The following is an 18251-nucleotide window of genomic DNA, read 5'->3' as shown; positions in this document are numbered from 1 at the left end:
ACCGCCGCGGTGGTGCGCTGGCCTACCTGGCCGCCTGGGACGTCCACCGCGCCAAGATCTTCGGCGCTGCGAGCCGTCGTCGGGCATCGAGCCGTTCGGCCGGCTCGTCGAGCAGGTCATGACCACCCAGCCCTACGCCTCCGCCAAGCGGGTGTTCTGGGTGGTGGACAACGGCTCGTGCCATCGCGGGCAGGCCTCGGTCGAGCGGGCCGCGAAAGCCTGGCCCAACCTCGCGCTCGTGCACCTGCCGATCCACGCTTCGTGGCTGAACCAGATCGAGATTTACTTCTCAATCGTGCAACGCAAGGTCCTCGACCCCAACGACAGCCCCGACCTCACCGATGTCGAAGCCCGCCTACTCGCGTTCCAGGACCACTACCAGCAGATCGCCACTCCGTTCGAATGGAAGTTCACCCGAACCGATCTCGACCGCGTTCTGGCCCGCTGCGACATGGCCGCCGCAGCCTGAACCGATACGTCAACGAACTTCCGTGCCAGAGCACTAAGGTTGGATGAGCCCCTCGATCGGGAGGCCGATGCAGCGTCAGAGGTTCGAAGTGGCGTGGAGCCCGGCGCCGGAGTACGTGCAGGGCAGCAACCTGCAGCGCCTGTTGGATCGACACGGGATCGCCGCGTTCGAGGACCTGCGGGCCCGGTCGATCGAGGAGCCCGAGTGGTTCTGGGCTGCCGTGGTCGACGACCTTGGCATCCCCTTCCACGACCCCTACGAACACGTGGTGGATACATCCGCCGGACTGGCCTGGGCGACATGGTTCGTGGGCGGCACCCTCAACGTCGCCGACGTCTGTGTGGACCGGTGGGTCCGCGAGCGCCGGGGGGACGCCCCGGCGGTGCGGTGGGTCGGCGAGGACGGGTCCGCGGTCACGCTCAGCTACGCGCAGCTCGCGCGGGAGGTGAACCGGCTGGCCAATGGGCTGGCGGGTCTCGGCGTCGAACCCGGCGATGCGGTCGGGGTGTTGTTGCCGATGGTCCCCGAGGCCGTGACCGCCGTGTACGCCATCGCCAAGCTCGGCGCGATCTGCGTCCCGATCTTCAGCGGCTTCGCAGCGCCAGCGGTCGCGGTCCGACTGCGCGACGCGGGCGCGAAGGTGGTCATCACCGCCGACCGGACCTGGCGCCGGGGGCGGACCGTCCCGCTGAAGAGCATCGCAGACCACGCCGTCGCAGCGTGCCCGGCGGTGCAGCGGATCGTCGTGGTGCGCCGCACCGGGGACCCGGACGTGCCGAGCGACGAAACCCGCGACGTGTGGCTGGACGACCTGGTGGCCACGGCGAGCGACCACCGCGAGCCGGCGTGGGTCCCGAGCGAGCATCCGTTCCTGCTGGCCTACAGCTCGGGCACCACCGGCGAGCCCAAGGGCGCCGTCCACGTCCACGGCGGTTTCACGGTCAAGATCGCCGAGGAGGTCGCCTACCAGGTCGATCTGCGCAGTGGACATGGCGACCGTCGCGGAGACCTGTTGTGGTGGCCGACCGACATGGGTTGGATCATGGGCCCCTGGGAGGTGATCGGGGGGCACGCCAACGGTGGGACCGTCCTGCTCTTCGAGGGCGCACCCAACCATCCGCGCCCCGACCGCATCTGGGAGGTCTGCGCCGAGGAGCGCGTGACGATCCTGGGCTGCTCACCGACCCTGATCCGTGCCCTGCAGGCGGACGGCGACGACTGGGTCGCCGGCCACGACCTATCGGCACTGCGGATCTTCGCCTCGTCGGGTGAGCCGTGGAACCCGTCGCCGTGGTGGTGGCTGTTCGAGACGGTCGGTGGGCGCCAGCGTCCGATCATCAACCTCTCCGGAGGGACCGAGGTCGGCGCGTGCTTCCTGTCACCGCATCCCCTCGAGCCGATCAAACCGACGTCGCTGGGTGGGCCGGCTCTCGGCATGGCCGTGGACGTGATCGGTGCGGACGGCGCGCCTGTTCCACGGGGACAGGTGGGCGAGCTCGTCTGCCGCCGTCCGTGGCCGGGGATGACACGCGGACTGTGGCGGGCCCCCGACCGGTACCTGCAGACGTACTGGTCGCGGTTCGAGGGGATGTGGTGGCACGGCGATTTCGCATCGGTCGACGAGGACGGCTTCTGGTACCTGCATGGCCGGTCCGACGACACCCTGAACGTGGCCGGGAAGCGCATCGGTCCCGCCGAGATCGAGTCGGTCCTGGTCGGCCACGACGCCGTCCGCGAGGCGGCCGTCGTGGGCCTGCCCGACGACGTCAAGGGTGAGGCGGTGGTGTGCCTGGTGATGCTGACCCCGGCCGCGGAGCCGACCGAGCGGCTGCGCCTGGAGCTGTCCGAGGCGGTCACCGCCGCGCTGGGGAAGGCGTTCACGCCCAGGGAGCTGCGCTTCGTCACTGACCTGCCGCGGACGCGGTCTGCGAAGATCATCCGGCGAGCGGTCCGGGCCGTCCTGCAGGGCCACGACCCCGGCGATCTCGCCACGATGGAAAACCCGGAGGCTCTCGACGCGATCCGCGCAGCGTCGTGACACCACGGCGATGGCCTTGACCGTGCGACCACCGCTCTCGCAGACTGCCGTAGCGCGCCGCGCGGCGGGCACGACCAGGTGAGGTGAGTCGTTTGGCCGACCAGGGCAACAAGAACGACCGGCGGTCAACGGGTTCGCGCACTCTGGCCCGCGGCCTGTCGTTGCTCCAGGCGTTGGGGGAACACACCGAGGGCGCGACCGTGTCGACCCTGGCGGACGCCACCGACCTCGACCGTGCGGTGTTGTACCGGCTGCTGGAGACCCTCACGGATGAGGGCTTCGTCACCCGCGACCCCGAGACCCGGCGGTACCGGCTGGGCTTGGCGATGCTCGAGTTGGGTGTGCGCGCCGCTCAAGGACTGGAGGTGCGCCGGCTCGCTGGCCCGCCGCTGCGTTCACTGATGGAGGACACCGGCGAGACCGCCTGCCTCGCGGTCCGTGACCGCGGCGACATGGTCGTGGTGGAGGTGGTCGAGCCGCCGGACCGGTTCGTGCAGGTCAACTACCGGGTGGGCTTCCGCCACGAGTTGGGCGTCGCCGCCCACGGGCGCGCGCTGCTGGCGTTCCTGCCTGAGGGCGCCCGCGACCCCACACTCGCGTCGGTCCGCCAGGGTGGTGTGGCTTTCACCCGCGACGAGCTCGAGCAGGGCGCGTCCGGGGTCGCCGCCCCGGTGTTCGACCACACCGGGAAGGCGGTCGCGGGGGTGGGCATCGTGGCTCCGTCGTCGCGACTACCCAAACCGGAGTCGGCGGCTCTGCGGGTGCTGCGGACCGCACGGGAGATCAGCGAACGGCTGGGTTGGCGCCCGCGGCGTCAGGGACCGGGGGCTCCGGGTCCGGGCGCTGAGGGCAGCAGCGGCGCCCGAGCGACGTGAGACGTGACGTGACGTGGACGGACGACCGGCAGCGGGGCGTCGCTTCCCCGCCGCGGCGGGTGTCAGCCGCCGTTGGTGCCGGTGAGCAGGTCGTGCACCGCCAGCGAGTTGGTGATGGCCTCGCCGAAGCCTTCTGGATCAGCCAGCAGCCACGAGTGGCTCCCGGGGACGACGTCGCCACGGCCGCCCGCAGCCTCGCAGAGCGAGACGAACGCTGCCTCGGGCAGCACCTGATCGCCGTCCGCCCACAGGATCGTGACCGGCACACCGCGTTCGCTCAAGTCGGCCAGTTCCTCGAGGATGTCGGCTTCGACGGCCAGGCGACCCGACCGCAGCAGGTTGCCGGGGTGGCGGATCAGGTTCTCAGCGATGTCGCGGGCCACCGCGGGGAGGACCCGGCGGTAGCCCTTGCGGACCCACTCGCGAGGCAGGTGCAGTGCCCAGTCCCACAGCGGCCGCTCCGCCAGCGTCCGGTCGGCGCTCCACGCTGAGCCTCCGACGGAGTTGATCAGCACCAAGGACCCTGCGCGGCGGGGATGGTGCCAGGCGGTCATGGTGGCCACCCCGCCCCCGAAGGAGTGCCCGACCAGCGACGCCGGCTCGTCGACGCCGGCGTGGTCCAGCAGGTCGTCGACCCACTTGGCCAGCTTCTCCCAGGTCAGCTGGCCGGGAAGGTCCTCGCTCTCACCGAACCCGGGTAGGGCCGGGGCGATGACCCGCCTCCCGGCGCTGGCCAGAAGCGGCAGGACGCCGGCGTAGCAACGGCTGGTCACCCCCCAGCCATGCAGGAACACGAGCGGAGGGCCGTCACCAGCCTCGCCGTAGAACGCGAGGCGGCCGTCGAGGGTCGTACGGTGCCAGCTGAGACGCAGTTGCTCGGGGACGCTGGTGGCCGCCACTGGGGCTCCTGGTCGCTGTGCACGCGGAGTATAGGTGCGGGTGACCACTCAGGGTGCGAGGTTGCCCAGGAAGCGTCGACCCGCGCCCGGGCAGACGGGGTCGAGGCGACCCGCGTCGGGCCCGATTGGCCTGGCACCGCTCCACGTGGGACGCTCGTCGCTATTGTCCGAGCGGAGCGCAGCCGTGACCCAGCCAGTCCCGAAGGAGCGCCTGGGCATCGTGGGGGGAACGGGGCCCCAGGGCCGTGGGCTGGCGGTGCGCTGGGCGCTGGCCGGCTACGGCGTGCTGATCGGGTCTCGTTCGCGGGAGAAGGCCGAAGGAGTGGCGGACCGGGTTCGTCAACGCGCGGGGCGCGATGTGGACGTGCGCGGATGTCCCAACGACGAGGCATGCGCGGCTGGGGACGTCATCCTGGTGACCGTCCCCTACGACGCGCAGCGCAGCACGCTGCCTGACCTGCGCCACGCGGTCGATGGCAAGCTGGTGGTCAACGTGGTCAACCCGGTCGTGTTCGACGAGCTCGGTCCGCGCGGTGTGCGGGTGGAGGCGGGGTCGGCCGCCCAGGAGTGCCAGGACCTGCTCCCGGAGGCCACCGTGGTCAGCGCTTTCCACGAGGTGCCCGCGCGTCACCTGTGGGACGTCGGTGAGCCAGTCAGCTGTGACGTGTTGATCTGCGGCGACGATCACGACGCCGCCCACAGGGTGGCGCACCTGGCGTCGGACATCCCCGGCATGTGGGGGGTGTACTGCGGTCCCCTGCGCAACAGCCAGTACGTCGAGAACATCACCCCGGTGCTCCTGGCGATCAACCGTCACTACGACATCCACGCGGGGTTGCGGATCGAGGGCATCCAGAGGGACGACACGACGCTGCACGGGCGTGCCGACGGCGCTCCGGGCGACGGTCGAGCAGCGGCTCCAGGAGCCTGACGTGAACGAACCCACGGACGTGGCAGAGGGCCAGACCGCCGCCGACGTCCGCGTGCGGTACGAGATCGTGTTCGACGCCCGTGACCGGTCGGTGGGAGAGCGCTTGCGTGGGCAGCTGCAGGAGGTGATCTCGGGGTGGGCTTCCGGCACGGAGCAGCCGGTCGAGGTCGGCGAGAGTGACGAGGGCCCGGGGAGCTGGGGCGTCGCCGTGACGTTCCCCGACGCCGCCGCCGCGGACGGATTCTTCCGGGGCGAGGACTATCGGCAGTTCTGTGTGGAGGTGCGACGCAACACCCAGTCGTCGGTGCTGGTGGTCCCGTCCGGCCCGATCGAGGAGGACGGCTGATGGGGTTCTCGGGTCCTGGACTGCCGCCGCCGATCCACCCCGCGTGGGGTGGACGCCCCGCCCGGCCGTTCTGCCCCCAGAACTGGGAACCACGCTTCGCCCGGTTGGTCTACCACCTTGCCGACGTGCACGACGAGCTCTACCTGCGGTTGGTCGAGCGGCCGGTCGATCAGCTCGCGGAACGACACGCCGAGCTGCACGGTCGCCCCGTGGCCATCGACGAGCACGATCAACTGGTGCAGCACCTCAACACCGAGCACGCGTAGCGCTGGTGCGGAGGCGCATTCGGGATCGGCCGTCTCGCTGGTTGCGAGCAGTCTCAGGTCGTCGACGGCACGCTCCATCGACGTCGGAACTCGGCGTCGCTGAGATCGTCGAGGTCAGCCTCGACCCGCTGGCGGTACAGCTCGGCCTCGGCCTGGTCGGAGAACGTCTGGGCCCACACGAGCGCACCGGTGGCCACGACCTGTAGTTGCAGGTCGTACATGACCGCGCCGTCGTACCCGGAACGGATCCGTGTGAGCAGGCGGAAGGCGTGGCGGGGCGATCGCTCGTGGACGGTCAAAAGCGGTCCTTGTGGGGCGCGCGCTCACGGCGGCTGCGGGCGGGCGGCGCGGTGACGGTAGTGAACCGGCCGGCCGTGCCGCAACGGTCGGTGACGACGATGGCCATCCAGGTCATCGTCGGCCTTCCTACGCTCGTCGCATCCGATGAGGAAGGGCAGCGTTGAAGGTCTACACCAGGCGGGGAGACCGAGGCGAGACCGACCTGTTCCGCGGTGGCCGGGTCCCCAAGGACCATCTGCGGACGGAGGCGTACGGCACCACCGACGAGGTGGTGAGCGCCCTGGGCGTGGCCCGCGCGGAGCTCGCCGCCGTCGGACAGGTCGGCGTCCACGACGCCGTGCTCGACGTCCAGAGGGCTCTGTTCGCGGTCGGAGCGCAGCTCGCCACGGACCCGGATCGTTGGCACGGTCTCCAGGTCGGCGTGAGCCGCGTGGACGACTCGATGGTCGACGAGCTCGAACGTCGGATCGACGCGGTCGTCGCCGACCACGCCCTGCCGCGGGAGTTCGTCGTGCCGGGCGGCAACCGCGCTGCGGCGGCGCTCGACCTGGCACGGACGGTGTGCCGGCGCGCCGAACGGGTCGTTGTGAGCATGTTGCGCGAGGGTTTGCTCCCTGACGAGGCTGTCCTGCGTTACCTCAACCGTCTGTCCGACTACCTCTTCGTCCTGGCCCGCGCGGTGGAGGGCGATCACGTGCCGTCGCGGCCGGACCCGTCAGGCCACGACCGTCAGCTGCCGTAGGTGTGCTCATCGGCTGGGTAGACGCCGTCGGCCACCTCGCTGGCGAAGGCCTTCACCGCGGAGGTGATCTCACTGCGCAGATCGGCGTACTGCTTGACGAACCGTGGGAGCCGGCCGCTGGTCAGGCCGAGCAGGTCGTGCCAGACCAACACCTGCGCGTCGGTGTCGGGTCCGGCGCCGATCCCGATGGTCGCGATGGGAACCGTCTTGGTGATCCGCCGACCGAGCTCGGCCGGGACGCACTCGAGCACCAGGCTGAACGCACCGGCGGCGGCCAGGGCGGACGCGTCCGCCGCGATGCGTTCAGCGCTGCCAGGGTGGCGACCCTGGACCTTGAATCCGCCGAACTGGTTCACCGACTGCGGCGTGAGCCCGAGGTGGCCCATCACCGGGATCCCGGCCGCGGTGAGGGCGGCGGTCACCTCGACCATCGCCCCGCCACCCTCCAGCTTCACGGCGTTGGCTCGACCCTCCTTGAGGAAGCGGGTCGCGGTTCGCAGGGCCTGCGCCCGACCCTCCTGGTACGAACCGAAGGGCAGGTCCGCGACGACCAGCGCCCGCGCGGCACCACGCGCGACCGCGCGGGTGTGGTGCAGCATCTGGTCGACCGTGACCGGGACGGTCGAGTCGTGGCCGAGGACGACCATCCCCAGCGAGTCGCCAACCAGGATGACCGGGATGCCGGCCTCGTCGAGGATCCGTGCCGAGATGAAATCGTAGGCGGTGAGCATGGCGAACCGCTCCCCGCGCCGCTTCATCGCGCTCAGGTCGTGGATGGTCACCCCTCGGGCGGGTGAGTCATCGGCGTGCGGCTGGGGTCGGTGTGACACGAGCGAACCTCCTGCTCCTGCCAGCCGGCGTCCTGCCGGTCCAGCGGTGCAGCCCCATGGTGGCACAGCGCCCGGCGTGCGGCGAAAGCGGAACAGGGCGGCCGGCTGACACATCACACGCTCATCGAGCACCATGGTGGCATGGACAGCTTCGCCGCTCACGACGTGATCGCGACATTCCCGGACATGGCGACAGCGCGCCGGGCGGTGCAGGCCCTGCAGATGGCCGGGATCGACGCCTCCCAGATCACCCTGTTCGGTCCGGCTGCCGACGAGGCCGCCGCGGACCTGACCGTGGCCGACGCAGACGAGGCGTTCACCGCGGTGATGTGGCGGCGGACATGGGTCGGCGCGCTGATCGGGACGGCGCTCGGGGCGGTCCTGGGCGGGGCGATCTCAGCGGCGGTGCTGGCCGGGACCTTCCCCCACAGTGCCGGCGTCCTTGTGGCGGCGATCGTCGGCACGGCGGTGCTCGGCCTGGGGACCGGTGCCGCGACGGGGGCCACCAGCTCCGCCCAGATGTCCCAGGCGTGGGAGCTGACGTTCCACCCGGTGGGGCCAGGCCACGTCGGCGTCGGTGTGCACACCGACTCGGCCAAGGAAGCGAACAGGGCGGAAACCGTCCTCGCCCGTCACGCCCCCACACAGTTGGAGCGCTTCCAGGCAGCCGAGGGGTGACCCCGCCCGGGCGAGAGTCGGTCAGCTCCGCCAGGCGTTGGTGATCGGCACGCGCCGGTCCTTCCCGAACGCCCGCTGTGAGATCTTGATCCCCGGGGGGGCCTGGCGGCGCTTCCACTCGGCGCGGTCGACCATGCCGATCACCCGCCGCACATCCTGCTCGTCGAACCCTTCGTCGATGATCGCCTCGACGCCGCGATCCTCCTCGATGTAGCGGTGCAGGATCGGATCGAGCACCTCGTAGGGCCCGAGCGCCTCCTCGTCGGTCTGATCGGCCCGGAGCTCCGCCGACGGCGCCTTGGTGAGGACCCGTTCGGGGATCACCGCCCCGCGCTCGTTGCGGTAACGGGCCAGTGCGTACACCAGCTGCTTGTTGCAGTCCTTGAGCGGCATGAAACCTCCGACCATGTCGCCGTAGAGCGTGGCGTACCCCACGGACGCTTCACTCTTGTTCCCGGTTGCGAGGACCAGATGGCCGAACTTGTTCGAGATCGCCATCAGCAGCATCCCGCGCAGACGCGCCTGGATGTTCTCCTCGGTCTGGTCGGGCTCCGTGCCTTCGAACAGGTCGCCGAGCATGTCATCGAAGGTCCCCATCCCCGGCTCGATCGGGATGGTCGTCTCGTGGATCCCGAGGTTCTTCACCAGCTCGGCGGCGTCGCTCAGCGACTCCTCCGATGAGTACGGCGACGGCATCCGGACGCCGAGGACGTTGCCCGCGCCGACAGCGTCCGCCGCCACGGCCGCGGTCAACGACGAGTCGATCCCACCGGACAAGCCGAGGGTCACCCGCCGGAAGCCGTTCTTGCGGCAGTAGTCCCGCGTCCCGAGCACGACCGCGTGCCAGACCTCGGCCACGTCGTCGAGGCGAGGTGCAGGATCGCGTGGGGGGAGCTCGGCGCGTACGCCACGGTGTCCGGGAAGTGAGGCAATCCCCGCCACAGGCTCCGTTCGGACGGCCAGGTCCGCGAGCACCAGATCCGTGTCGAACTGCTGGCCGCGGGCCACCACCTCACCGCCGGGCGCCGCCACCAGGGAGTCGCCGTCGAACACCAGCTCGTCCTGCCCGCCGACGCAGTTGACGTAGGCGATCGCGACCCGGTGCTGGACCGCATGGTGGCGGACCCAGCGTTCACGCTCAGCACGTTTGCCCCGCTGGTAGGGGGACGCGTTGAGGTTCACGACCACCGCGGCTCCGAGGCGGGCAGCGTCGGCCACCGGGCCGGTCTGGATCCACAGGTCCTCGCAGATGGTGATCCCGACCGGGACTCCGGCGACGTTGGTGATCAGCGGATCATCGTCGCCGACGAAGTAGCGGGCCTCGTCGAACACGCCGTAGTTGGGCAGGCGGGCCTTGTCGTACACGCCGACGAGCTCGCCGTTGGCGAGCACCGCGGCGCTGTTGCGTCGGTCGCGGAGCGCGGTGACCCGGACGTCCCAATCGCTGGTGTCATCCTCTGCCGGTTCGATGCGGACGTAACCCACCACGGCCACCGTCCCCGGCGGCCCGTCCGCCGCCAGCCGTTGCACGGCCCGTTCGCTCGCCGCGACGAACTCTGGTTTGAACAGGAGATCCTCGGGTGGATACCCGGTGACAGCAAGTTCGGGGAACACGACGATGTCCGCGCTGTCGTCGGCCGCGGCCCTCCACGCCTCGAGGATGCGACCGACGTTGCCGTCGATGTCTCCCACCACGGGGTTGAGCTGTGCGAGGGCGGTCCGTAGTGGCACGGCGACCTCCGGATGTCACGCTGTTCCACGCCGGTGAGACACTCGTCCGGCTGTCCGTGACCCGATGGAACAGCACCCGCCCTGCTTGGGACCGTCCGTCCGTCCCTTCACGCGCGTCGACCGGCGGGTGGATCCGCTCGATATCCGACAGCGGCGACCGCGTCGGTAGTGGCAACTACCATGGATGGGCAGCAGCCGCGGGAGGACACGTGGAGAAGCAACAGGAGTACGTGCTGCGCACGGTCGAGGAGCGCGACATCCGGTCGATCCGCCTGTGGTTCACCGATGTGCTGGGGTTCTTGAAGAGCGTCGCGATCACCTCCGCGGAGCTGGAAGGTGCGTTCGCCGAAGGGATCGGGTTCGACGGGTCAGCCATCGACGGCTTCGTCCGGGTGCAAGAGTCGGACATGCTCGCGGTGCCCGACGCCAGCACGTTCCAGGTGCTGCCGTGGCGGCCGGAGTCGCAGGGCGTCGCGCGGATGTTCTGCGACGTCGCCACCCCCGAGGGGGAGCCGTTCGCCGCCGATCCCCGCCACGTCCTGCGCCGCAACCTGCAGCGCGCTGCCGACCTCGGCTTCACGTTCTACGTGCACCCGGAGATGGAGTTCTTCCTGTTCCCGTCCGCGGACGACCCCACGCCGTTGGACAGCGGCACGTACTTCGACATGACGCCACTGGACATCCAGCAGGACTTCCGCCGTCAGACGATCAACACGCTCGAGAAGGTCGGGATCAGCGTCGAGTACAGCCACCATGAGGTGGCCCCGTCGCAGCACGAGATCGATCTGCGCTACGCCGACGGGCTGACCATGGCCGACAACATCATGACGTTCCGGCTCGTGGTCAAGGAGACCGCGTTGGAGCGGGGCGTCTACGCCACCTTCATGCCCAAGCCGTTGGAAGGTGAGTGGGGCAACGGCATGCACCTGCACGTTTCGCTGTTCGAGGGCGACCGCAACGCCTTCTACGACCCGTCCGACGAGTACCACCTGTCGAAGGTCGCCAAGGCGTTCACCGCCGGGGTGTTGGCCCACGCCCGCGAGCTGACCGCGGTCACCAACCAGTGGACGAACTCCTACAAGCGGCTGTCGCAGGGCTTGCCCGGGCCGTTCCCGTCCGGGGAGGCGCCGGTGCACGTCTCCTGGGGCCGCAACAACCGCAGTGCGCTGGTGAGGATCCCGATCTACAAGCCCAAGAAAGGCGCCTCGACCCGGATCGAGTACCGCGCCCCGGACCCCGCGTGCAACCCGTACCTGGCGTTCTCGGTGATCCTGGCCGCCGGCCTGCATGGCATCGAGGAGAACTACGAGCTGCCGCCCGAAGCGGAGGACAACATCTACGAGATGACCGACGCGGAGCGAGCCGCGGCCGGGATCGAACAACTCCCCGCCGACCTGGGTGAGGCGCTGGAGGCGATGCAACGCTCGGAATTCGTCGCCGAGGCGCTGGGCGAGCACGTCTTCGACTTCTTCCTGCGCAACAAGCGCGCGGAGTGGAACGCCTACAGCCGCCACGTCACCCCCTACGAACTCCAGCGGTACCTGCCGCTGCTGTGACCATGGCCGAGCGTGCGACCAGCACCCGGCCCGGTGGTCGGACCGCGACGCCCGCGGCCGCCTTGGTCGCGGTCGGGCTCGACCCCGACCGAGGCCGTGACCGACTCGTCGAACTCGGCCTGTGGTCGGGTGATGGGCCGACCGCCGAGGGCCACGAGCTCCTGGAGGTGATCTCCGAAGCGGCGTCACCTCCCGATGCGCTGCACGTCCTCGCAGAGCTCGGGCGGAACCAGCCGCACGTCTACGACCGGGTCCGCGCCGACCGGGCGTGGCTGCACCGACTCGTCGCGGTGGCAGGAGCGTCGCGTCCGCTGGGTGACCTGCTCGCCCGCCACGCCGACGCCGTGGAGAGCCTGCGCGAGCCACAACCAGTGCACGCGGCCGGCATCGCCGAGCAGGTCAAAGTCGCGATCGCCTCCACCGATGGCGACGATCGGGCGGCCGCCGTCGCCGGGATCCGCCGGCGCACGACCGCGGCGATCGCCGCCCGGGATCTCACCGGCGAGCTCGACGTCGAGCAGGTCGGGTGGGAGCTGGCGCGGTTGGCCGACGGCGTGCTCGCCGGCGCGACCGCTGCCCTCCACGACGAGCTCGGCGGGGAACGGCCGACCGCGCGTCTGTGCGTGATCGGTATGGGAAAGCTCGGCGGTGAGGAGCTGAACTACGTCTCCGACGTCGACGTCGTGTTCGTGCATGCGCCCCGCCGCGCCGACGCGTCGAACCAGGACGCGCGGGCCGCTCGCGAGGAGGCCCAGCAGGTCTTCACCGCACTGCTGCGCCTGTTGAACGCCTCCACCACCATGGGACGCGCCTACGAGATCGACCCCACGCTGCGTCCGGAGGGGCGCGAGGGTGCGCTGTCACGGACGGTCCCCAGCTTCGTCGCCTACTGGGAGCGTTGGGCCAAGACCTGGGAGTTCCAGGCCATGCTCAAGGCGCGCCCGGTCGCCGGGGACCTTGCGCTGGGCCAGGAGCTCCTCGACGCTGCCGAGCCGTTCGTCTACCCCGAGAACCTCGACCCGTCCACGGTGTCGCAGGTCCGCGACATGAAGGGTCGCGTCGAGGCCAAGGACGAGGTCGTCCGTCACGGGCAACGCCACCTGAAGCTCGCACCTGGCGGATTGCGCGATATCGAGTTCGCCGTGCAGCTGCTGCAGCTGGTACACGCTCGGGGCGACCCCACGATCCGGCAACGCGGCACGGTGCGCGCGCTCGCCGCGCTCGGCGACCGGGGCTACATCGCGGTCGACGACGCCGAGACGTTCTCCAGCGCGTACCGGCGGCTGCGGACGGTCGAACACCGCCTGCAGCTGGCAGAGGAGCGCCGCACCCACACGGTCCCCGACGACCCCGACCGCCAGGAGTGCCTGGCCCGCAGCCTGGGGTACCGGCCGACCGCCGACCGCCGCGCCCGAGCGGCCTTCCTCGAGGAGCTGCGGTCGTTGCAGGGCAACGTCCGTGACCTGCACGCCAAGCTCTTCTACCGCCCGCTGCTGGAGATGCATGCTGCTGTTCCCGCCAGCGACGCTGCACTGGTCGAGCAGCGGACCGGCGTCTTGTCGGAGGACGCTGCGCTGCGCCGGCTCGAGGCGCTCGGCTTCCGCGATGCGCGCGGGGTGTTGCGCGACGTGCGGGCACTGACCGCGGGGGTGTCGCGACGCGCGACCACGTTGCGTATGGCGCTGCCGGCGATGCTGCACGCGCTGGCCGAGAGCCCGGACCCCGACGGCGGGGTACGGGGCCTGCGCACGCTGGTCGAGGCGCACGGTGACGATGCCGCGTTGGTCGCCGCGCTGCGAGACCAGCCGCCGGTCGCGGACCTGCTGGCGCGCCTGCTGGGGACCAGCGAGGTGGCCGGTGAGCTGTTGCTGACCGTCCCGCAAGGCGTCGAGTGGCTGACGAACGCCGACGCACGCGCCCAGCCGCGCCTCCGCGAGGACCTGGTCCGCACCGCGCTGGGGATGCTGCGCTGGCAGGAGGACCTGGCGGGGCGCCAGGCGGCGCTGCGCCGCTTCAAACGTCGTGAGCAGGCCCGCATCGTCATCCGCGATCTGGCCGGCGATGCCAGCGTCACCGCGGTCGGTGCGGAGCTGGCTGCCCTCGGCGACGCGTGCCTGGAAGCGGGGCTCCAGGCCGTCCTCGACGCCGTGCGCGACGCCGAGGGCACCGGCGACGGCGATCCGGCCAGCATCGCGGTGATCGGGCTCGGCAAGCTCGGAGGTCGCGAGCTGCACTACCCATCCGACCTCGACGTGATGGTGGTGCACGGCCCCACACCAGACGACGGTGACGCTGGCGGCGACGAGCGGCGCGCGAGCGTCTTCGCGGTCGAGGTCGCCGAACGGCTGCTGCCGGCCCTGTCGTCGGCCACCGCCGAGGGGACCGCGTTCGACGTGGATGCTGAGTTGCGTCCGGAGGGACGCAGCGGGCCCCTGTCGCGCTCGTTGGCGTCATGCCGGGCCTACTACGAGCGTTGGGCCGAGCCCTGGGAGCGCCAGGCACTGCTCAAGGCCCGTCGCGTGGCCGGCGACATGGAACTGGGCCGCAGCTTCGTTGCGCTCGCCCAGCAACACGCCTACCCGCAGGTGTTCGGGACGGCGGAGGCGACCGCCGTGCGGCGCATGAAGGCCCGCATCGAGCGTGAACGGATCCCCCGCCGCGTGGACCCCAAGCGTCACCTGAAGTTGGGCGCCGGTGGGCTGACCGACGTCGAGTGGACGGTGCAGCTGCTGCAACAGCAGCACGGCGCGCACGAGCCGATGCTGCGCACGCCGTCGACCATGGCCGGCGTCGATGCGCTCCAGGATGTGGGGATCCTCGACGCCACCGAGGCCACGTGGCTGCGTGACGGCTACCGGTTCCTCGCGACGGTGCGCAACCGCCTGTACCTGCTCCGCCAGCGCGACGTGGATGTCCTTCCCACGGCTGTGCTCGTGCTCGAGAAGCTTGCGAGAAGCCTGGGGTACGGGCGCAACGCCCGACAGGTCCTCGAAGACGACTACCTGCGCCACACCCGCCACATCCGTCGGGTGACCGAGCGACGGTTCTACGGGCGGACCTGACGTCGACTTCGGCGCCGTCGACGCGTGGCTCGTAGGCTCGGGGCGTCGAGACGACCGGGGGGTCCGTGGACCGCTGGCGCGAGGGGTACGTGGCCGGAGGTGACACCCGGTTCTTCGTGCGGGCGCTGGGACACGGCCCCGACCTTGCGGTCCTGCTGCACGGCTGGCCGGAGACCGGGCGGGCATGGCATCGCGTGGCGCCGCTCCTGGTCGACGCCGGATACCGGGTGGCGTGCCCGGACCTGAAGGGCTTCGGGCGCTCGGACGCGCCCCGCCGCGGGTACGACTCGCGGACCCTCGCCGACGAGGTCAGCCGCCTGATCCGTGCGCTGCACGTCCGCAAGGCGATCCTCGTCGGTCACGACTGGGGCGGGGCGATCGCCTTGGCGACGGCGTTCCGCCACCCGGGACGGGTCCGGGCACTGGTGATCGCCGACAGCCCCTACCGCCACGTCGACCTGCGTCACGCCTGGCACATCCCGATGCTGAACCTGCCGGTCCTCCCCGAGCTGGCGTTCCGGTTGCAGGCCGACCGACTGGTGCCGTTGGTCCTGCGGTACGCCAGCCGGACCCAGGAGGCGTTCCCCGACGAGGTTGTCGACGAGTACGTCGAGGCGGTCGAGGCCGCGCCGGGCGGCTGGTTGGCCTACTACCGCACCCTGCCGCGTCGTGCGGTGGCTGACGCGGTCACGACCAGGATGCGCCGCCGTGTTCCTGGCATGACCGCCCCCACCGGCCCCCACCATCTACGGGTCCCGGCCGCCGTGGTGTGGGGCGAAGACGACCCCGTCCTGCCCGTGGGCCTCGGTCGTCGCGCCGCCGATCAGCTGGGGGCGGATCTGGTGGTGGTGCCTGGCGTGGGTCACTTCCCGCACGAGGAGCACCCGCGCGCCTTCGCCCGGGCAGTGCTGGACCTCACGGGACCGGCACCGTCCCGCGACGCGCCGTCCGAGGTCGCGGTCGTTGGTTGACGCGGTGTCCGACCGTGACGGCCCACCCGCGTCCACCATGTCGGTCCTGGTCGCCGACGACACGCCCGAGCTCCGCTTGGTGGTGCGCATGCTCTTGGAGCGCGCCGGTGGATTCGACGTGGTTGCCGAGGCCAGCGACGGGCAGGAGGCGATCGAGCTCGCCGAGCGCCACCGCCCGGACGTGGTGCTCCTGGACCTCACCATGCCGCGGCTCAGTGGTGCCGACGCGCTTCCCAGGATCCGTGAAGTCTCCCCGCGCTCGGTTGTGATCGTGCTGACCGGCTACCAGCGCGACGAACGGACCGAGGAGCTCCTCAAGGGCGGCGCGCACGCCGCCTTGGAGAAGGTCGACCTGCCCCGTCGACTCGCCCAGGAGATCAACCGGATCATGCAGGACGTCCGGGGCTGAACGGCCGCGGCGAGGCGCAAGCGTCGTCGCGACCCCGGGGCGCTCATACGCGACATCGGGCGTTCGCTCGGCCTGAAGGCTGATTTCCTCGAACACTGTCCGTCACATACCGCGCGCGGACTGGCGCAGCAGTCCGTTGGTGTTCTCGTTGCTGCCGCGCTGCCAGGGACTGCGCGGGCGCAGAAGTAGATCTGGATCCCGGTGTCGATGGTGAAGTTGGTATGCAGCGCCATCTCCTTGCCCTGGTCCCAGGTCAGCGATCGCATCAGCTGGTCTGGCAAGGTCAGCACCTTCTCACTGAGTTTGTCGCGCACGACTCCACGCGACGCCCGAAGGTGTGCAAGCTGGGCACTCAGCGCGAACACTTCGAGGTGGTCTCCTGAACAGATCGCCGTACAGCTCGCCGTGACCGTCTGCCGCAGGAGTCGCCGATCTCGTAGCGTCCCTGGTGTCCGGCTTCCGGTTGATCGTCGCCACCGATGCGGGATCGTCGGCCACCACACGCTCTGCGGCAATCGACTCAGCGGGGTTCCGCAGCGCGGCGGCCGGGTGGAGCGTTCGACGAGCGTCGTTTCGCCGGCTCTATCCGTAGACGGCCAACGACACCAGCGCTGCGATGACCGAGAGTTGACCGAGGAACAGATCGCGGAGATGTGCGGTTCTCACAGGCACCTCCCCATCCGACGCTAAAGAAGCCCAGCTCTGCTAGACCACAAGTCCCGGGCGACCAATGCCGACAAGGAGCGGACTCTCGTGCCCCAGCCCTCCAACAACGCGCCCCGGCTCCGAAGGGGCGGAACTCGCGGAAACGTGGATCGGCTGGTGGGTCTGGCAGGCGGAAAGCGGTCAGCCGGGTCCGTGCCTTGAGCGGCTCGTGATGCCACTGCATGTTCTGGACGAAGTAGTCGATGGCCGTTGCCACAGAGGCCCAGTTGCAGTCGTCAAGAACGATGAGTCCACCGGCCACGACCAGCCGTTGGAGGTAGTACAGGTCGACGAACACGTTGTGGAACTTGTGACTCCCATCGACGAACGCCGCATGGAAGGAGTTGCAGCGGGCGACCAGGCGGGGCAGTGCGACCTGCGACTCCTCCTCCATCAGCTGGTAGAAGCCATCAAGCCCAGCTTCGGCGAGGACCTCAACACCGACGTGGTCGAACAGCGCCTGGTGCGGGTCGATGATGACATGCCGAGCGTCCACGACCTCATGTGCCGCGAGCGACTTAGCGATGGCCAGCACCGAGCTGCCGTACGCCAGTCCGACCTCAATCACCGAGCGAGCGTTCTGGCTGAGCAGACCTACCAGGACATCCGCGTCAGCGGACGGTAAGGCGATGTTGGCGTAGTCGCCGGCCGACCGTTCCCGCGGCGGACCCAGCTCGGCGAGACGACGCCTGGCACGACGGACAGACGATCGGCTCGGCACGCTCAACCTCGACCTCGAGTCGCTCAGTCAGCCTACGAACGCGTCCTTGGACATCTGCAGGGCTACCGTCGACGTCTGCACGACCATCACCGGGCCGTGGGGGCACTGCGTTGTATTCGGACGAGACCGTCCCCACCCTGCTCATCAGCGGGACTATTGGTTCCGGCAAGACTGCCGTGCTCGACGAGATCACCTACATCCTGCAAGAGGTCGACGTTAGCCCCTTCACCGCCCTCGACGTGGACGCCGTCACGACGATGCACCCAGGCGCGGTTGACGATCCATTCAACCAGCGTCTCGCCATGGCCAACCTCGCCTGCCTCTAGAACTGAGGCGCTCGCCCCGGAAGGTCGTGTGCGCTCCGGGCGAAGGGTTGGCGCTGCGCACGAGGTTGACGACGTCCTGCGGCGGCGCCTGCCAGTCGGTCGCGCAACTTCCACGCTGCCGGAGCGCGTCACTTGCTGCCTTCCGTGTCTTGGAGTCGCGCGCCGCGCTGAACGCCTACCGCAAGGCCATCCCCGGCGCGCAACTCTTCGTCGTCCGACTCGTCGTCTCGGAATCCGACTGCGGCGGCCCGGAAGATCACAACGGACGAGCGTCTTGCGCGTGCCGTCCCGACCTCGCTGTCACGCTCTGCGAGTAGACGGGATCCGCCGTTCTCGCCCGGTTATGGAGCCGGTGTCCCGGCGCGATATCGGTCGCTTGAGCCATCCCGTCGTGGG

19 protein-coding genes and 1 pseudogene are annotated in these 18251 nt (G+C 70.2%); 13 read left to right on the top strand and 7 right to left on the bottom strand.

Features of this window, described 5'->3' with window-relative positions:
• Positions 1–118 precede the first annotated feature (118 nt).
• The 3 genes from KY462_02300 to KY462_02290 all read left to right on the top strand — a co-directional run bounded on the left by KY462_02300 (position 119) and on the right by KY462_02290 (position 3382).
• A complete protein-coding gene (locus KY462_02300; protein MBW3576572.1) occupies positions 119–469 on the top strand; it encodes a transposase in 351 nt (116 codons plus the stop codon).
• Positions 470–536: 67 nt separating this feature from the next.
• Positions 537–2507, top strand: a complete 1971-nt coding sequence (locus KY462_02295) for an AMP-binding protein (protein ID MBW3576571.1) — start codon at positions 537–539, stop codon at positions 2505–2507.
• Positions 2508–2599: 92 nt separating this feature from the next.
• Positions 2600–3382 (top strand): IclR family transcriptional regulator, encoded by a 783-nt coding sequence (locus KY462_02290; protein ID MBW3576570.1) that lies wholly within the window; start codon positions 2600–2602, stop codon positions 3380–3382.
• 62 nt (positions 3383–3444) lie between these two features.
• Here the strand turns inward: KY462_02290 and KY462_02285 are convergent, their stop codons facing one another.
• Complete coding sequence (locus tag KY462_02285; protein ID MBW3576569.1) at positions 3445–4281, bottom strand: alpha/beta fold hydrolase; 837 nt, start codon at positions 4279–4281, stop codon at positions 3445–3447.
• Between the two features lie 184 nt (positions 4282–4465).
• Between KY462_02285 and npdG the strand changes: the two genes are divergently transcribed.
• Genes npdG through KY462_02270 form a run of 3 tightly spaced genes read left to right on the top strand, consistent with a single transcriptional unit; the run spans position 4466 to position 5824 of the window.
• Positions 4466–5212: an NADPH-dependent F420 reductase gene (npdG, locus tag KY462_02280; protein ID MBW3576568.1), complete on the top strand. Its 747-nt coding sequence runs from the start codon at positions 4466–4468 to the stop codon at positions 5210–5212.
• Between the two features lies 1 nt (position 5213).
• Complete coding sequence (locus KY462_02275; protein MBW3576567.1) at positions 5214–5558, top strand: hypothetical protein; 345 nt, start codon at positions 5214–5216, stop codon at positions 5556–5558.
• On the top strand, positions 5558–5824 hold the full coding sequence (locus tag KY462_02270; GenBank protein MBW3576566.1) for a hypothetical protein: 267 nt from the start codon (positions 5558–5560) through the stop codon (positions 5822–5824). The genes KY462_02275 and KY462_02270 overlap by 1 nt, the downstream gene beginning before the upstream one ends.
• A 53-nt stretch (positions 5825–5877) precedes the next feature.
• On the opposite strand, the gene KY462_02265 is transcribed toward KY462_02270, so the two are convergent.
• The gene (locus tag KY462_02265; protein ID MBW3576565.1) at positions 5878–6123 is read right to left on the bottom strand and encodes a hypothetical protein; all 246 of its coding nucleotides are present in this window, start codon (positions 6121–6123) and stop codon (positions 5878–5880) included.
• Positions 6124–6284: 161 nt separating this feature from the next.
• Between KY462_02265 and KY462_02260 the strand changes: the two genes are divergently transcribed.
• Complete coding sequence (locus tag KY462_02260; protein MBW3576564.1) at positions 6285–6866, top strand: cob(I)yrinic acid a,c-diamide adenosyltransferase; 582 nt, start codon at positions 6285–6287, stop codon at positions 6864–6866.
• Here KY462_02260 and panB read toward each other — a convergent pair.
• The gene (panB, locus tag KY462_02255) at positions 6854–7810 is read right to left on the bottom strand and encodes a 3-methyl-2-oxobutanoate hydroxymethyltransferase (protein ID MBW3576563.1); all 957 of its coding nucleotides are present in this window, start codon (positions 7808–7810) and stop codon (positions 6854–6856) included. The two genes, KY462_02260 and panB, sit on opposite strands and share 13 nt — an antisense overlap.
• Positions 7811–7837: 27 nt before the next feature.
• On the opposite strand from panB, the gene KY462_02250 reads away from it, so the two are divergent.
• Positions 7838–8374: a hypothetical protein gene (locus tag KY462_02250; GenBank protein MBW3576562.1), complete on the top strand. Its 537-nt coding sequence runs from the start codon at positions 7838–7840 to the stop codon at positions 8372–8374.
• A 21-nt stretch (positions 8375–8395) separates the two neighbouring features.
• On the opposite strand, the gene KY462_02245 is transcribed toward KY462_02250, so the two are convergent.
• Complete coding sequence (locus KY462_02245; GenBank protein MBW3576561.1) at positions 8396–10105, bottom strand: NAD+ synthase; 1710 nt, start codon at positions 10103–10105, stop codon at positions 8396–8398.
• A gap of 209 nt (positions 10106–10314) precedes the next feature.
• Here KY462_02245 and KY462_02240 point away from each other — a divergent pair, with 209 nt between their 5' ends.
• From KY462_02240 to KY462_02225, 4 genes are all read left to right on the top strand, one after another.
• On the top strand, positions 10315–11661 hold the full coding sequence (locus tag KY462_02240; protein ID MBW3576560.1) for a glutamine synthetase family protein: 1347 nt from the start codon (positions 10315–10317) through the stop codon (positions 11659–11661).
• 2 nt (positions 11662–11663) lie between these two features.
• Positions 11664–14723 (top strand): bifunctional [glutamine synthetase] adenylyltransferase/[glutamine synthetase]-adenylyl-L-tyrosine phosphorylase, encoded by a 3060-nt coding sequence (locus KY462_02235; GenBank protein MBW3576559.1) that lies wholly within the window; start codon positions 11664–11666, stop codon positions 14721–14723.
• Between the two features lie 65 nt (positions 14724–14788).
• Positions 14789–15694 (top strand): alpha/beta hydrolase, encoded by a 906-nt coding sequence (locus KY462_02230; protein ID MBW3576558.1) that lies wholly within the window; start codon positions 14789–14791, stop codon positions 15692–15694.
• A complete protein-coding gene (locus tag KY462_02225) occupies positions 15687–16103 on the top strand; it encodes a response regulator transcription factor (protein MBW3576557.1) in 417 nt (138 codons plus the stop codon). Before KY462_02230 ends, KY462_02225 begins: the two co-directional genes overlap by 8 nt.
• A 120-nt stretch (positions 16104–16223) precedes the next feature.
• Here KY462_02225 and KY462_02220 read toward each other — a convergent pair.
• Together KY462_02220 and KY462_02215 are read right to left on the bottom strand one after the other, a co-directional pair.
• Positions 16224–16384 (bottom strand): annotated as a pseudogene (locus KY462_02220) (IS30 family transposase).
• A 239-nt stretch (positions 16385–16623) separates the two neighbouring features.
• On the bottom strand, positions 16624–17529 hold the full coding sequence (locus tag KY462_02215) for a class I SAM-dependent methyltransferase (GenBank protein ID MBW3576556.1): 906 nt from the start codon (positions 17527–17529) through the stop codon (positions 16624–16626).
• A gap of 110 nt (positions 17530–17639) precedes the next feature.
• On the opposite strand from KY462_02215, the gene KY462_02210 reads away from it, so the two are divergent.
• The gene (locus KY462_02210) at positions 17640–17855 is read left to right on the top strand and encodes an ATP-binding protein (protein MBW3576555.1); all 216 of its coding nucleotides are present in this window, start codon (positions 17640–17642) and stop codon (positions 17853–17855) included.
• Here KY462_02210 and KY462_02205 read toward each other — a convergent pair.
• Positions 17815–17916: a hypothetical protein gene (locus tag KY462_02205; protein ID MBW3576554.1), complete on the bottom strand. Its 102-nt coding sequence runs from the start codon at positions 17914–17916 to the stop codon at positions 17815–17817. The genes KY462_02210 and KY462_02205 overlap by 41 nt on opposite strands.
• Positions 17917–18251: the final 335 nt, after the last annotated feature.

The organism is Actinomycetota bacterium, assembly GCA_019347675.1.
Classification (GTDB): domain Bacteria; phylum Actinomycetota; class Nitriliruptoria; order Nitriliruptorales; family JAHWKO01; genus JAHWKW01.
This window is presented reverse-complemented; position numbering and strand designations above follow the sequence as displayed.

Bases quoted from the DNA above. Each gene is read 5' to 3' on its own strand.
- KY462_02235 (MBW3576559.1), top strand. From the start codon at position 11,664: ATGGCCGAGCGTGCGACCAGCACCCGGCCCGGTGGTCGGACCGCGACG.
- KY462_02270 (MBW3576566.1), top strand. From the start codon at position 5,558: ATGGGGTTCTCGGGTCCTGGACTGCCGCCGCCGATCCACCCCGCGTGG.
- KY462_02300 (MBW3576572.1), top strand. From the start codon at position 119: ATGACCACCCAGCCCTACGCCTCCGCCAAGCGGGTGTTCTGGGTGGTG.
- KY462_02295 (MBW3576571.1), top strand. From the start codon at position 537: ATGCAGCGTCAGAGGTTCGAAGTGGCGTGGAGCCCGGCGCCGGAGTAC.
- KY462_02250 (MBW3576562.1), top strand. From the start codon at position 7,838: ATGGACAGCTTCGCCGCTCACGACGTGATCGCGACATTCCCGGACATG.
- panB (MBW3576563.1), bottom strand. From the start codon at position 7,810: ATGTGTCAGCCGGCCGCCCTGTTCCGCTTTCGCCGCACGCCGGGCGCT.